The organism is Deinococcus humi, assembly GCF_014201875.1.
GTDB lineage: Bacteria > Deinococcota > Deinococci > Deinococcales > Deinococcaceae > Deinococcus > Deinococcus humi.
The window spans coordinates 58,860-72,262 of sequence record NZ_JACHFL010000010.1; the positions used below are offsets into that span (position 1 = coordinate 58,860).

The following is a 13,403-nucleotide window of genomic DNA, read 5'->3' on the forward strand; positions in this document are numbered from 1 at the left end:
GTGGCCGCCGTGCCTCCGCTTACCCTGCGCGGCATGGCGCTCCTCGCCTTCAGCGCGGCCATGGTGCAGCCGCGCGTGGTGATCGCCCCCGGACACGGCGGCCACGACCCCGGGGGCGTCGGTGCGGTCGTCGAGAAACAGGTGGCGCTGGGCGTGTGCCTGCGGGTGCGTGACCTGCTGCGCGCCGCCGGGGTGGAGGTGGTGATGACCCGCGAGACCGACCAGGAGCTGTCGCCGGATAAAGCCACAGATCTGAACCTGCGGGCGGGGATGGGCACTCCTGGCACGCAGCTCTACGTGAGCATCCACGTCAATGCCATGCCGCCTGCAAGTGCCCTCCAGGGCTACGGGTTGGAGACCTGGTGGAATCCCAACCACCCGCTCTCCAGCAACTTTGCAGCTGTCATCCAGAAGAACGTCGTCGCGGTGACTGGTGCGTTCTCCAAGGGGCTGAAAAACAATCGTTCGCTGGCAGTGCTGCGGAACAGTGCCATTCCTGCGGCGCTGATTGAGATCGGGTACATCAGCCACCCGGTGGACGGCCTGAACCTCCAGAACTCCAACTACCTTGACCGGGTGGCGCTCGGCATCGCCCAGGGCGTCCGGGAGGCATTGGTGACCGGCCTCACGGTAAGCACTTCCGGGAAGTAAGGATCACGTCAGCAGCGGTGATCGGTCGCCCTGGGCCAGCCCATTCCGCGGACAGGAGAAGGTAATCTGTACAGACTACCAGATAAAATAGGAGATCGATGCCCCCCAACGCTCCCATATTAGTGATATCGAAGCGCGCGCGCCGCTTATGCCTCCTGCCGCTCCTCGCCCTGCTCCCCCTGTTACTGGGCGGCTGCGTCCAGCTCCCTGATTCGCCCCTGCCCATCGGCACGTACCTGCGCGGCACCTACGAGCAGCAGTACAGCCAGAGTGAGGTAGTGGTGACCCTGGAAAACGGCGAGGTCATCAATGCGCTCGCCTATGCGGACGGCCCAACCTACACTCAGGGCGAGGCGGTGGTCATCTACCAGACTGGCACGACCTACGTCCTGAATGACCCGGTTCGAACCCCGTACCTTGGCTGGCTGCTCGGCGCTGTGATGGTCATCGCCGTCGTGGTAGCCCGCGGCAAGGGCCTCCGGGCCATCCTGGGCAGCGGCCTCACCCTGCTGGCCCTATGGCTATTCATCCTACCGGCGCTGCTCTCCGGACATGACAGCGCGCCATTGACCATCTCGGCCCTGGGTGCGGTGCTGGCCGTCTGCGTTTATCTGGTTCACGGCCTGAACTGGAAGAGTCATGCGGCGCTGACGGCCCTCTGGAGCGCGACCACTGCCGGGTATTTCATCACCCTCCTCCTCGCCCACTTGACGCACCTCAGTGGTGGCGCCGACCGGGCGGCGGTGGTCGCCCAGAATTCGTACGGCATCAATGCGCTGAGTCTATATGTGGTTGGGGTCGTCCTCTCGGCCATGGGCGCGATGAACGACGTCACCGTGACCCAGGCCTCTGTGGTGGAGACAGTCGCCCAGAACCAGCCGGGTCAGCCGATCCACCGCTTGTACGCCCTGGGAATGCAGGTGGGCAGGGATCACGTGGGCAGCATGGTCACGGTTCTGGTACTGGGGTACGCGGCGGGCGCGTTGCCCCTGATGCTGTTGCTGCGGGCCGACCCAAAGGAGCCCATGTGGGTAACGCTGAACGGCGAGGCGCTGTTCTCCGAACTGGCCGGCCTCCTGATTGCCCTGATCACCATGCTGCTGGCCGTACCGCTCAGTACTGGGCTGGCGGCGTGGTGGGTGGGAACGCATCAGAGGATTTATGTTCAGCCACCCATCCACAGCGAGGGGAATGGCACCGGGGGTTGACCTCCGGGGCGGCCAGCCATATCCCCTGTTTGGGTCGCTCCCCAAGTCAACGCTCCTGATGTCTGAAGGGGACGTCAGAAGCATGCCGCTAAACTCACGCGGACAATACGCTCTGGGAACGGCCCGGAGACGCGAGTGGCCAGCAAAAGAACGCACCCCACGGAGAGCCCAGTGTGCCTGCACAACGCACGCACGGACACCATAGTACGGTCTGGCCAATGGCCCACGTGCACGCCGGTTCCAGACTGCGAAAGGAAGGTTGGTATGAACGCACAAATTGCCCGAACGATGAGGTGGGGCCGCGCCACAGGTGGGCAAGCGGCCCGGGGCAACGAAGCGAAGGGCTTCACTTTGTTGCCCCGGAGGTGGGTGGCCGAGCGCTCATTCGCGTGGCTCTCTCGCTTCAGGCACTGAGGGCGGGACCTGGAACGTTTGCCATCGACGCTGGTCGGTTTTCACTTCCTGGCCGCCTGCGTTCTGCTCTGCAACAATCTCAAGCCGCTTTTCGCATAACGTCCTTGGCAGCCTCTAACTGTACTTTGGGGGTATTCACGGACCGCTAAATAAGGCTGTGCAGCACGGACAATATTGAATCTGTGTTCTAGGCCGCCGGGGAGTCTCCCCGGCGATCTCACGTCGAACGGCTGGTACGGTCTCACCAAACAGTCCGTCTGGTTGCGACAGGCGCAGCCATTGGAGAAACAGCAGCGCCGCCAGACAGAGCACAGCGTGGTGGTGCAGGCCCTGCCAGTTTCGTCCTTCGAAATGATTCAGCCCGACTTCCTGCTTCAGTTCCCGGTGTCCCAGTTCACAAGACCAGCGCTGCTTGGTGACCTGGATCAGGTGCTCGAATGCCGTTTCAGGCGGCAGATTGCAGAGGTAATATTTCTTCTCATCGCGGGCTCGTTGCTCCCCGATCACCCAGGCACCTTCCCCGGGAAGGTGCTGACCGCGTGCGTTCTCGTTGCCATCGGCGAGACGCACGTACTTCGCGGCGAACGTGCCAATGAGCGGTCCTTTGGTTCCCTGGCGCCACATCACACGTCGCCAGGATTCACGGTCGAGCACCGACTCAATGGTTTCGGCATCCTCCGATGGCGTCGGATGCCGTGGGGGACGGCCTCGAAAATGTTTGGGAATGGGGATGAGGCGCACGTGGGCGGGATAGACCCGCTGGGTTTTGACCGTTCCGACGGACCAGCGTAATCCACGTTCCGTGAGGGCTCGCCGGAACCGTGCACTGACGCCATAACCAGCATCTGCCAGGACCATCCCATACTGAATTGTGCCCTTCAGGTCATCAATCTCCCGCAAGGCAATCTCCCATTTGGTGGACTGAAGCGGGTGTTCCTGTGGAACACCCGCTCTAACACAACGTTCTACGTTGGTGGACCACTCTGAGGGCAGGAACAACTTCAAACGCAGTGGAATCGGGATCTCGTCGCGGGCTAGCGTGATGGAAACGAGACACTGACAGTTGGTAATTTTCCCGACCTGCCCGGAGTACTGCCGCCCCACGCCGACTGAACGGGTACCGAATTTGGTGAGGCAGGTATCGTCGATGATTAGTACGGCACCTTTGCCGCCCAGAAGGTGCTGTGCACGGTCGGCAACGATTTGTTCCAGTCCCTGGATGTTCCAGGGACTGTCGGTGATGAAATGCTGGATCTGGTCGTATGTGCCTGGAGCCACCTGGGCGGCCAGGGGCTGCATGCTTTTCCGGTGCGCTGAGCTACAGAGGCCCTGAACGTATGTTGGTGCCCACAGCCTTTGAGCTTGATGGCGAAAACAGGTGAGAAATGGGGAAAACCAGGTGTGGAAGTGACGGGTCCACCGCGGGGATTGAGTGCGCTTCAGCAAGAAGGCCAGCATCGCAGATGCCGGCCCAAGTGGTTCGCCCGAATATTCCCCAAAGTACAGCTAAGAACGTGTTCAATTGCATTTAACGAGAATCCTGCCTGCTGGGCAGCTCTCAAGAAACGGACGTCATCCGCGACCTCCGGCGCATACACCCGGTGTCTATTCTCCAGCCGGGTGTGACGCAGCAGCCCGACGTTCGTCCAGTACCTTAGGACCCTGATTTCTTTCCCGTTGCCGCTGCCAGCTGCCTTATGGACCACACTGAGAGCACAGCACTCTGCCTTTCCATCATCAACATGCCCACACTTGGAGAGGTTCTGATTGGTAGGAAGCCTGCGGCCTCTCCTGCCGCATCCAGGTGATCGTCGATGGCAAATGAACGGAGGGCGAGGACACCGAGAGGGGCGTCAGCCGTTCACGCACGTCCTGAATCCACTGCGTGACCTTGCTCTTGCCTTCCCGTTGCCTGACGGCCCGTTCCAGCCCGGCCAACGCCTCTTCTGCCGCCCGAACCTGGGCCGGCATCAGCTGCTTCACGACCTGCAACTGGGCCACCTCCGATTGCGCCTGCTCCACGGCACTCAAGCTGGCGGCGGCGCTCTGCGCGTTGCCCTCAAGGGCACGGGCGTATTCCAGATCGACGATATCGAGTGCTCCAGAGGCCTGACGCAGGTGCTGCTGATCCGGAGCCACCAGGGCGGCCAGCGTGGCGGGAGGCGCAGTCATGCGGCCCGCCAGGAATCCCAGAGCCAGGGTCAGCAAGGCGGTGCCCAGGAGAAGCCAGAGGTTGAGTGGGGCGCGTTGTTTACGGTAGAGCACGGTTACTCCCGGCGCACGATCAGCGCGACCTGGGGCTCCAGGCGCAGGCTGTCGTGCAATTGCTGATTCAGGGCGGCGCGGTCATGCAGATGGGCGTAGTCACGGAGGCGGGTGGGCGTCAGAACCGCCACGTGGGGCGCGGTTGGACCTGCTGCCACCGCGCTGAACTGGGCGAGGACTTCAGCGGGGGTCCCCACAAAGACCGTGGCGTCCTCGAAGCGCAGAAGCCGGACTCCACACGGATCAAGGACCAATGCAGGATGACGGCGGCGACGGCGAAAGAGGGACCGAAGCTCGTGCGTCGCCGTAAACAGGCTGTGGTATTGCCCGCCGAACGTCAGCCGGGCGGTGTCGTCCAGAACCAACCGCGCCTGGGCATGCAGTTCGTCATGGTCCAGCACCCGGGTTCGGGCACTCAGGGCATGGGCACCGACGGCCACCGCCCGCAAACGCCCTTCCTGCGGCAGATACGCGGTCTCCACCCGCAGGCTGCCCGGATCAGCACCCAGGCGCACTGCCTCATCGCCCACTTCCCGCTCCAGCAGGTCCAGAATCGTCGGGTCCTGCCGCGTCACCGAACGCTCCCGCTCCACGCGGATCACGGCGAGCGCAGCCCCAATCGAAGAAATGACGTCTGCCTGCGCAACGGCCTGAAAGGGTACGCCGAGCCGCCGGGCAATCACGGGACCGAGGACGCTCGCGGCCCCACCGCCGCCGTACAGCGGCATGCCCTGGAGACCGTGCTCCCGGGCCAGTTCCCGCACCAGCGCCGTCAGTTTCTCCGCACACGCTTCGAGAACGGCGGTGGCTGCCGCCTCCATGCTGGCCCCCAGCCGCTCACCCAGGAGGGTCAGGGCGAGCCGGGCACTCCCAGCTTCTCCAAAGGCGCGGCCGTCCTCCCCGATGGCCCCGAGGGCATTGGCCGCGCAGGTCGGCGTAATGGCGAAGCGCTCGCCACTTGGAGTGGCCAGCAGGGCGTAGCCACCAGGGCCGCCTTCGGTGAGGGGCAGTTCCACCAGGCGGGCCCCTTCCAGCTGCTGGAGTGAAGCGAAGCTGGCGTAGGGGAATCCGGCGATATGGGCGCTGCGGGGACCGACTTCCTCGATCCTCTTGCGGCTCAGGCGGACCAGGCTGCCCCCTGCGACCCCCGCGATGCGGATGTCCACCGCACGCAAGCCGGTGGGCGCGCCCAGCACCGTCATGTACTTCAGCACAGGCCGCCCATCCTTCACGGCTCCCACATTGGTGCTGGTCCCACCCACCTCGAAGAAGATCCCGTCCATCAGCCCTTCGCGCAAAATGCCGCCGCCCAGGGAAGCGGCTGGGCCACTGACCACCGTGTGAATGGGTGTCTCCTCGAAGGCTTCCAGGCTGGCGGCTCCGCCATCCCCGCGCATGATCAGCAGGGGGACGCCGGGCAGCCGCTGGTTGACCGCTTCACGGACGTGCCCGGCGGTCCTGAGCATGGTGGGCAGGATGCTCGCGTTGATGGCCGCGCTGACCGTCCGCATTTCCAGGCCGTAACTGCCGCTGAGATCGCTGCCGAGGGTGACGGGAAGCCCGAGGCTCCGAGCCACCACTCCCGCTTCCCGCTCCGCCGCTCCATCATCCACGCCGAAAGCTTCGCTGACCGCAACGGCCTGGACCCCGGTCGCCTGCCAGCCTTCCAGCACGGCCTGCGCCCGCTGCCGGAAATCAGGCTGATCGGAGGCCACAAAAGCCCACTCGGCGCGCAAGCCAGCGGGGGGCTGCGTCACCTTGCGGATTCGGCCCTTGTCTCGTTTCTCGCCCAGCGCGAGCACGCCGATCCTGGCGGTATCCCCTTCAAGCAGTGCGTTGGTCGCCTGCGTCGTCGAGTGGGCGACGAGCAGGACTGGCGTGCTTGCGGGAAGCTTGGTGAGCAGGCGGTCGAGGGCCTCCAGCACACCCGCAGCGACCCCCTGCGCGTGGTCATGGGTGGTGGGAGCGTGGGACACAGCCTGAAGTTGTCCGTCCAGGCCAAGGGCGACGCCCTTGGTAAAGGTGCCGCCCACGTCGATGCCAATCCGAACTCCAGTTTCAGAAACGGCCAAGACCCTGAACCGCCTTCCGACTGCGCCCGGACACCGAGACGTAGGCCCAGCCCACCAGGTAGACCAGCAGCATCAGTCCCTGAGCACCCAATGTCTCCACCGTGGGATGAATACCCGTCAGGGCCGCCACATTGGGATCGAGCGCCGGGACCGTGCCGTAGAGATTGGTGACGCCCAGCCACCCCGCTTCCTGAAACGCCCGCACGCCATTGCCCACAAAAGCGACCGCAAACAGGGCGGTGACGGCCACCAGCACCGGAAACAGCTTCGCAGTCGGCAGCCGACGCCCGAACCGGAAGAGCAGCAAGAAGGTCACGGCCAGGGCCACCACGGCGAGGGCAATCCCCAGGTACATGTACTGGGTGACGGGGCCGCTGGCGACCGCGAGTGCCTGATAGAACAGCACCGTCTCAAATCCCTCGCGGTAGATGGTCGTGAAGGTCACCAGCCCCAGGGCCAGCAGGCTGCCCCCTTGCACCGCCTGGCTCACGCGCGCACGCATGAATTCGGTACTGCGTTTGCGGTCAGCCTGTTGCAGCAGCCAGAAGGAGAGCGAGAAGAGGATGACCACCGCGACGGCGCTGGTGATGGCGCTGATGAGTTCGCGGGACACGGGCGCGATGGAGAGGACGTAGGTGGCCAGCGCCCAGGTCAGGACCGTGGCGAGCAGGGCCGCGCCGCCGCCCCACCACACGGCACGCCTCAGGCGGGTGTTGCGGCTGGTGTCCAGGTAGGCGAAGATCGCGGCCATCAGCAGGGCCGCTTCCAGCCCTTCCCGGAAGAGGATCGTAAACCCACCGGTGGCGGCCAGCGTCGGTCCCAGAACGCCCGTTCCACTCACGATGCTCTCGGCCTGGCGCAGGCTGCCGTTGATGTCTCCGGCGATGCGCTGCAATTCGCTCAGCGGCTGCCCGGCCTTCATGCCATTGCGCAGGTCCGCAAAGCGGTATTCCATCTCCAGGATCAGATCCGGGTTCAGGACGCGCAGGGGCGGCTCGGCGTACTCGAAGTGGTCGAGGTACGCGCTGCGGGCCGTCTTGAAGGCCTGCTCCTGCTCGCCCCGGGCGTACTCGCGGAGCGACTGCGTGACGAGATCGTGGGTGGTCCGCAGCGCCTCAGCCGGTTTGACCTCCGGGGCAGCCCTCGCGCCGCCCAGTCCAGTCAGCACCAGCAGGAGGAGGACCAGCGCCCGGACATTCATTTCAGCAGGTCCTGTGCGGTTCGCAGATCCGCGAGAGCCTGGTCAACCGCAGCGCTGAACTGGGGAGCGCTGACCTTCTGCTTCACGAGACCGCGCAGGGTGTCGCGCAGGGTGGTTTCGAGCTGCTGCTCCAGCGCCTTGTTCTTGGCCGCCAGCGGGCTTTCGAGCTGCTCGAAGTGATCAAGGTAGGCGCTGATCAGGGCCTCATTCGCCGCGTCCTGCATGCCGCCCGCGTAATGGTCCTTGGCCTGGGTGAGCAGTTCACGGATGGTGGCGAAGTCTGCGGCGGGGCCCGTCGTGGGGGCCAGGGTGTCCCCGCTGATCTCCGCCAGTTCCGTCCGGGCGCGGTCAATCTGGACGTTGAAGATTTTCGGATCGGCCTTGCTCAGGTGCAGGGTCCTGGCCTGGGCCACGGCGGTCGCCGCCTGCCCACCCTGATCCGCCGGGAAGCGGCCCATGTACTGGGCGAGCCAGCGTCCGGCCCCAGCCAGATAGAACTGCGCGTCCTGGTATTCCGCGAGGTTGGCCACCTTGCCTGCACTCACACCGCTCCCGTACTCGGTCTTGGTGTTGCCCAGGATCAACGCGATCACGCGCGCGCCGTACTTCGGGTCCTGCCGGGTGGCGGCGGGAACAGTCGCCAGCGCCTTGTCCACATCCCTGGAGAAGGTATTCAGTGCCTGACTCAGTTCGCTGGTGGACTTGTGGCCGGCAAGCACCGCCTCAATGCGGGCGTAATCACGCTTGAATGCGCTCTGTAGAGCCGGGCTCAAATCCGCCTTGACCGCGTCGTACAGCTCGTTGGCGGGGTGACGGGAGTGCTTAAGGGCCATGGCCATATCGCCCTTCTGGTGGTTGGACAACATGGCGTCGTAGTGGCCCCGCATCTGTTCGAGCACACCGGCGAATTTCACGGCGTCCCGGGGAGCTGCGGAAGCGGTGGACAGGAGGACGAAACTGAGCAGCAGAACACCTGAGCGAACCTTCATGTGAAGAACATAAAGGACAAAGCTGATAAAGGCAAGTGGATTAGTCAGGATTGCTAGATCAAGGGGGTGAAGGAGGGCAGACATCACGGCAGAACACAGACGTTCGAGCAGCTGGACCGTTTCTTCCCTCAAAACTTCCCCGCTGCCTGCTTGGTACAGGAGGAGTGCCCAAGCACTTGCGAACGGTCTCTTGAACCTCCCAGCCTAGCGGGAAATTCTGTTCCTACTCTCGTGGGATCGCCTTTCCTATCAATCTGAAAGCAGCCCAGAGATGGCTAGGCTCTGTGCGACTGAACTCATGTGGTGGCCGTAGCCTCAGAGATTGTCGTGCCGCACTGATCTCACAGATAATCAGTGGAACGCTCTACAGCCTCACCTTCCGAAAAATCCGCAGCGGGGTCATCCGTACTCGGATCACCGCCGCGTCATCAACGGTATCCTCTGGCGCATCAAGCTCGGCGCTCCCTGGCGTGACATTCCTAAGGGTTATGGCCCCTGACACACGTGCCACGATCGCCTCGCCCGCTGGGAACGCGACGGAACCTGGCTTCGCATTCTCCAAGCACTCCAAGGGGTTGCGGACGCGTGGGCTTGTCCCGCTATTGCGGTTCTTCCGTTGATTCCGTGCAGCGTGTTGAGTGGGTGTGCTCCCTGAGGGAATGGACACCCTGAGTGATGTGCTCGGCAGGCTGTTTCCCGCCGAATTTGGGGTTGTGGTGGATCAGTGTGAGGTGGAGGCTGACGTGGTCAGCCTCCACCTGTCGAGTTGCGCTGCAGAGCAGCCCTGCCCGAGGTGCCAGGCTCTCTCGGGAAGCATTCACAGCCACTATGAACGGCGATTTCAACACTTGCCCTGGGGCGGCCTGGCCGTTGACATCCAGTTGCAAGTGCGCCGGTTGGGTTGCCGGAACGGCTGCCCAGTACGCACGTTTGCCGAACAGTTCCCCAACCTCGTGGCACCCTATGCGCGCTACAGCACTGCGGTCTGTCGCCTCTTCCAGCAGTTCGTCCTCCGAGTGGGTGGGGAGGGAGGCCAGAAGCTTCTGGCCTCCCTCCCGTTCCATGCGAGCGGTGATCGACTTCTGGCTGAACAGCACGTGGCTCTCCCACCGCTCGACCAAGCTCCGCGAGTCATCGGCATTGACGACTTCGCTTTCAAAAAGGGCCTACGGTACGGGACCGTCATCACCAACCTGGAGACGGGCCGGGCGATTGATCTGCTCCCTGACCGCAAGGCCGCCACCGTTACCTTGTGGTTGGCGCAGCATCCCGAGATTGAGGTGATCAGCCGGGATCGGTCCACCGAGTATGAGCGGGCGAGCCGGGAAGGCGCACCACAGGCGGGGGGCGGTCTTGGACCGCTGGCACGTGCTGAAAAACTTCCGTGAAGCCCTAGAACGGCAACCCAAGCGCTCGCAACAGACCCTCGACGACATCGCCAAAGCCTTTGTTCCCGTCTCCCCACCCCGCAGATCCCTTCGAGAAGAAGCGGCACGGAGCACGCGATACCAGCGTCGCTGTGCCGAGGTGGCGCAGATCAAATCGTTGGCAGCCCAGGGGCAATCTGCAGCACAGATTGCCCGGGATCTCCGGCGCAGCCACCACTTCGTACGTTTCAGCCTCCGGGTAGAAAAAGTTCCCGAAACCCGCCACCCACCGCGCAAAAGCAGATTGGACCCCTCCCACGAGCGGCTCTGGGAACGCTGGAACGCGGGCGAGCGCAACGCCATGGCGTTGCTGCGACAAGTGCAGCAGGAAGGATTTTCTGGCGGCTACAAAGCAGTCCATCAGTGGACGCTCTCCCGCCGGATCGAGGAAGCGGAACAACCAGAGCCCCCCACCGAGGCGGTGCCCGCCGAGAGGAAGCCCAGGTGGCGACGAGCGGATTTCCTCGCGGGACAGGTGGTCTGGTTGCTGTTGAAGGAGGATGCTGGGCTTCAACCCGACAAACGGACCCTGCTGGATGCGCTCACGAAGAAGTGTGCGCCCGTGAACGAAATGCGTCGCCTGGCCCTCGACTTCCGTCAGCTGTTCCGGGATGGGAATGCTCAGCGTCTGGACGGGTGGTTGGAGCAAGCCGCAAGAAGCGGCTTGCCCGACATTCAAACGCTCGCGACCAGCCTTGTCAGGGAACGAGAAGCCCTTCTGGCTGCAAAACCCTGCCCTGGAGCAATGGGCCGACCGAAGGCGTGGTGAACAAGATCAAACTGATCAAGCGTCAGATGTACGGGCGCGGATCTTTCGAGACTCTCCGCCAACGTGTTCTGCTCGCAAGCTGACACGCTGCACGGAATCAACGGAAGAACCGCAGAACCGGGTCACCCTCATCGGCACCTCGGCCGCATTCCTGTACTCACTGGTCGCCACCGTCGCTCCCGGCATCTTCCCGGAGGGCACGGCGCACGTGTACTACGAGGCTTCGGGCGTCGTCATCACCCTGATCCTGCTAGGCAAGTACTTCGAGGCCATCGCCAAGGGCCGTTCCAGCGAGGCCATGAAAAAGCTGCTCAGCCTGCAAGCCAGGACGGCGCGTGTGGTGCGGGGCGGGCAGGAACTCGAACTCTCCACCGATGAAGTGCTGGTGGGTGACCTGATCTCCGTCCGGCCTGGCGAGAAGATCCCGGTCGACGGCGAGGTCGTCAGCGGTAACTCGTTCGTGGACGAGAGCATGATCACCGGTGAGCCGGTTCCCGTCAGCAAGCAGTCTGGCGCGGGTGTCGTGGGTGGCACCATCAACCAGAACGGCGCCCTGACCTTCCGCGCCACTCGCATTGGCGCGGACACCGCGCTGGCCCAGATCATCAAACTCGTCGAGACCGCCCAGGGCAGCAAGCCGCCCATCCAGGGTCTCGCCGATAGGGTGGTCGCCGTCTTCGTCCCGGTCGTGCTGGGCATCGCCGCGCTGACCTTTTCACTGTGGCTGCTCCTCGGCGGGCAGGCAGCTCTCTCCTTTGCATTGATCACGACAGTGGCCGTGCTGATCATCGCCTGCCCCTGCGCCATGGGTCTGGCAACCCCCACCAGCATCATGGTCGGGACCGGCAAGGCCGCCGAACTGGGTGTACTGTTCAAGGGCGGGGGCGCGCTGGAGGGTCTCCAGGACGTGCAGGTGGTTGCGGTCGACAAGACCGGCACGCTGACCAAGGGGCGGCCAGAACTGACCGATCTGGTGACCGCCACCGGCTTCAACCGCAATGACGTCCTGAGCCTGGTGGCTGCCGCTGAAGAGCAAAGCGAGCATCCCATCGCCCGGGCCATCGTGGACGCCGCGAAAAGGGAAGGCATGTCTATCCTGAAACCCGAAGCCTTTGAAGCGGTGCCCGGCTACGGCCTGGAAGCGCGGGTGGAAGGCCGTATCGTGCAGGTGGGCGCCGACCGGTTCATGACCCGGCTGGGACTGGACGTCAGCGTCTTCACGGCGCAGGCCGAACGGCTGGGCGACGAGGGCAAGAGTCCACTGTACGCCGCCGTCGACGGGCAGCTCACAGCCATCATCGCCGTCGCCGACCCGATCAAGGAAGGCAGTCTGGAGGCGGTCAATGCCCTGCACCGCATGGGCCTGAAGGTCGCGATGATCACCGGGGACAACCGGCGGACTGCGAACGCCATCGCCCGGCAGCTGGGGATCGACGAAGTGCTGGCCGAGGTGCTGCCCAGCGGCAAGAGCGACGCCGTGAAGGAACTCCAGGCGAAGGGACAGAAAGTAGCCTTTGTCGGGAACGGGATCAACGACGCCCCGGCACTTGCCCAAGCGGACGTCGGTCTGGCCATCGGCACCGGCACGGACGTGGCCGTCGAGACCGCCGACGTGATCCTGATGAGCGGTGACCTGCGTGGCGTGCCGAACGCCTTTGCCCTCAGCCGCGCCACCCTGCGGAACATCAAGCTGAACCTGTTCTGGGCCTTCGCGTACAACATCGTTCTGATTCCCGTCGCGGCTGGCGTGCTGTACCCCGCGTTCGGTCTCCTGCTCAGCCCAGTGCTCGCCGCCGCCGCGATGGGCTTCTCCAGCGTCTTCGTGCTCAGCAACGCCCTGCGGTTGCGCGGCTTCCAGCCCCCCGTGAAGCCGGACGCGGTGGCCGTCGCCGCCCAGCCTGCCCTGCCCGCCCACGCCTGAAGTCCATCTGCGCGGAAAGCTAAAGACTTCCCACGCTCTCCTGAGGAGAACCCCCATGACCAAGCTCACTGTTGGCCCCTACGTTGCCTCCCTGAAGACCGGCCCTGCCCTTGTCCGTGACCGCCAGGCGTTCCTGGAACGCGCTCGTCTGCGTGACGAGGTGCCCACCGTCGCTGGCCTGCCCCTGGTGGGCCTGGGCGGCTCCTGCGGCAAGCCCGCGTTCCTGTTGCCGTATCTGGTGCGTTGGACCGAGCAGAGCACCCTCGCCCTGGAAGAGGTGGCCACCGAATTCGACTGCTTCGTGGAGTACGGCGCGTACCCACACCTGAAGCTGAACGAGGGTGGCCAGGAAGTTGCGGCAGTGCAGGACTGGAGCAACATGGGCATGGTCTTCGTGCGGCCTGGCTACGAGCGCGGCGAGGAACTCCTGGTGCGGCTCCGGGAAAGTCTGGAACCCGGGGGCTCAGGCACCTGAGCTGGATGACA

13 protein-coding genes and 2 pseudogenes are annotated in these 13,403 nt (G+C 64.2%); 9 read left to right on the top strand and 6 right to left on the bottom strand.

Features of this window, described 5'->3' with window-relative positions:
- The first annotated feature begins 9 nt into the window (after positions 1-9).
- The 3 genes and pseudogenes from HNQ08_RS27500 to HNQ08_RS16995 form a co-directional block, all read left to right on the top strand.
- Positions 10-651 carry an N-acetylmuramoyl-L-alanine amidase gene (locus tag HNQ08_RS27500; protein WP_229790091.1) on the top strand — a complete coding sequence of 214 codons (642 nt, stop codon included), beginning with the start codon at positions 10-12 and terminating at the stop codon, positions 649-651.
- Positions 652-773: 122 nt separating this feature from the next.
- On the top strand, positions 774-1,859 hold the full coding sequence (locus tag HNQ08_RS16990; RefSeq protein ID WP_229790090.1) for a YibE/F family protein: 1,086 nt from the start codon (positions 774-776) through the stop codon (positions 1,857-1,859).
- 342 nt (positions 1,860-2,201) lie between these two features.
- Positions 2,202-2,372 (top strand): annotated as a pseudogene (locus tag HNQ08_RS16995) (IS5/IS1182 family transposase); the annotation flags it as partial.
- A 36-nt stretch (positions 2,373-2,408) separates the two neighbouring features.
- Here the strand turns inward: HNQ08_RS16995 and HNQ08_RS17000 are convergent.
- From HNQ08_RS17000 to HNQ08_RS17025, 6 genes are read right to left on the bottom strand one after another with little or no spacing between them, the layout of a single operon-like run.
- Positions 2,409-3,731, bottom strand: a complete 1,323-nt coding sequence (locus tag HNQ08_RS17000; RefSeq protein WP_229790089.1) for an IS701 family transposase — start codon at positions 3,729-3,731, stop codon at positions 2,409-2,411.
- A complete protein-coding gene (locus tag HNQ08_RS28280) occupies positions 3,713-3,979 on the bottom strand; it encodes a MerR family transcriptional regulator (protein ID WP_184134759.1) in 267 nt (88 codons plus the stop codon). Before HNQ08_RS28280 ends, HNQ08_RS17000 begins: the two co-directional genes overlap by 19 nt.
- Positions 3,980-4,010: 31 nt before the next feature.
- Complete coding sequence (locus HNQ08_RS17010; protein WP_184134762.1) at positions 4,011-4,538, bottom strand: hypothetical protein; 528 nt, start codon at positions 4,536-4,538, stop codon at positions 4,011-4,013.
- 2 nt (positions 4,539-4,540) lie between these two features.
- A complete protein-coding gene (locus HNQ08_RS17015) occupies positions 4,541-6,610 on the bottom strand; it encodes a hydantoinase/oxoprolinase family protein (RefSeq protein ID WP_184134764.1) in 2,070 nt (689 codons plus the stop codon).
- Positions 6,597-7,811 (bottom strand): FTR1 family iron permease, encoded by a 1,215-nt coding sequence (locus tag HNQ08_RS17020; protein ID WP_184134767.1) that lies wholly within the window; start codon positions 7,809-7,811, stop codon positions 6,597-6,599. Before HNQ08_RS17020 ends, HNQ08_RS17015 begins: the two co-directional genes overlap by 14 nt.
- Positions 7,808-8,800 (bottom strand): hypothetical protein, encoded by a 993-nt coding sequence (locus tag HNQ08_RS17025; protein ID WP_184134769.1) that lies wholly within the window; start codon positions 8,798-8,800, stop codon positions 7,808-7,810. The genes HNQ08_RS17020 and HNQ08_RS17025 overlap by 4 nt, the downstream gene beginning before the upstream one ends.
- A gap of 322 nt (positions 8,801-9,122) precedes the next feature.
- Here HNQ08_RS17025 and HNQ08_RS17030 point away from each other — a divergent pair, with 322 nt between their 5' ends.
- The 6 genes and pseudogenes from HNQ08_RS17030 (at position 9,123) to HNQ08_RS17055 (ending at position 13,392) form a co-directional block, all read left to right on the top strand.
- Positions 9,123-9,299, top strand: a complete 177-nt coding sequence (locus HNQ08_RS17030; protein WP_221284256.1) for a transposase — start codon at positions 9,123-9,125, stop codon at positions 9,297-9,299.
- A gap of 160 nt (positions 9,300-9,459) precedes the next feature.
- Entirely contained in the window at positions 9,460-10,188 is a 729-nt protein-coding gene (locus HNQ08_RS17035) for an ISL3 family transposase (protein WP_184134772.1), read from the top strand.
- On the top strand, positions 10,169-10,996 hold the full coding sequence (locus HNQ08_RS28285; RefSeq protein WP_184134784.1) for a transposase: 828 nt from the start codon (positions 10,169-10,171) through the stop codon (positions 10,994-10,996). The genes HNQ08_RS17035 and HNQ08_RS28285 overlap by 20 nt, the downstream gene beginning before the upstream one ends.
- Entirely contained in the window at positions 10,993-11,079 is an 87-nt protein-coding gene (locus HNQ08_RS28290) for a hypothetical protein (RefSeq protein ID WP_425321358.1), read from the top strand. Before HNQ08_RS28285 ends, HNQ08_RS28290 begins: the two co-directional genes overlap by 4 nt.
- Before the next feature lie 32 nt (positions 11,080-11,111).
- Positions 11,112-12,917 (top strand): annotated as a pseudogene (locus HNQ08_RS17050) (copper-translocating P-type ATPase); the annotation flags it as partial.
- Positions 12,918-12,972: 55 nt separating this feature from the next.
- Positions 12,973-13,392 carry a hypothetical protein gene (locus HNQ08_RS17055; RefSeq protein WP_184134786.1) on the top strand — a complete coding sequence of 140 codons (420 nt, stop codon included), beginning with the start codon at positions 12,973-12,975 and terminating at the stop codon, positions 13,390-13,392.
- Positions 13,393-13,403 lie beyond the last annotated feature (11 nt).

What these genes read in the sequence shown, in the direction of transcription:
- HNQ08_RS17000 (WP_229790089.1), bottom strand. Translation starts at nt 3,731, where the DNA reads ATGCTGGCCTTCTTGCTGAAGCGCACTCAATCCCCGCGGTGGACCCGT.
- HNQ08_RS17035 (WP_184134772.1), top strand. Translation starts at nt 9,460, where the DNA reads ATGGACACCCTGAGTGATGTGCTCGGCAGGCTGTTTCCCGCCGAATTT.
- HNQ08_RS17025 (WP_184134769.1), bottom strand. Translation starts at nt 8,800, where the DNA reads ATGAAGGTTCGCTCAGGTGTTCTGCTGCTCAGTTTCGTCCTCCTGTCC.
- HNQ08_RS17020 (WP_184134767.1), bottom strand. Translation starts at nt 7,811, where the DNA reads ATGAATGTCCGGGCGCTGGTCCTCCTCCTGCTGGTGCTGACTGGACTG.
- HNQ08_RS17055 (WP_184134786.1), top strand. Translation starts at nt 12,973, where the DNA reads ATGACCAAGCTCACTGTTGGCCCCTACGTTGCCTCCCTGAAGACCGGC.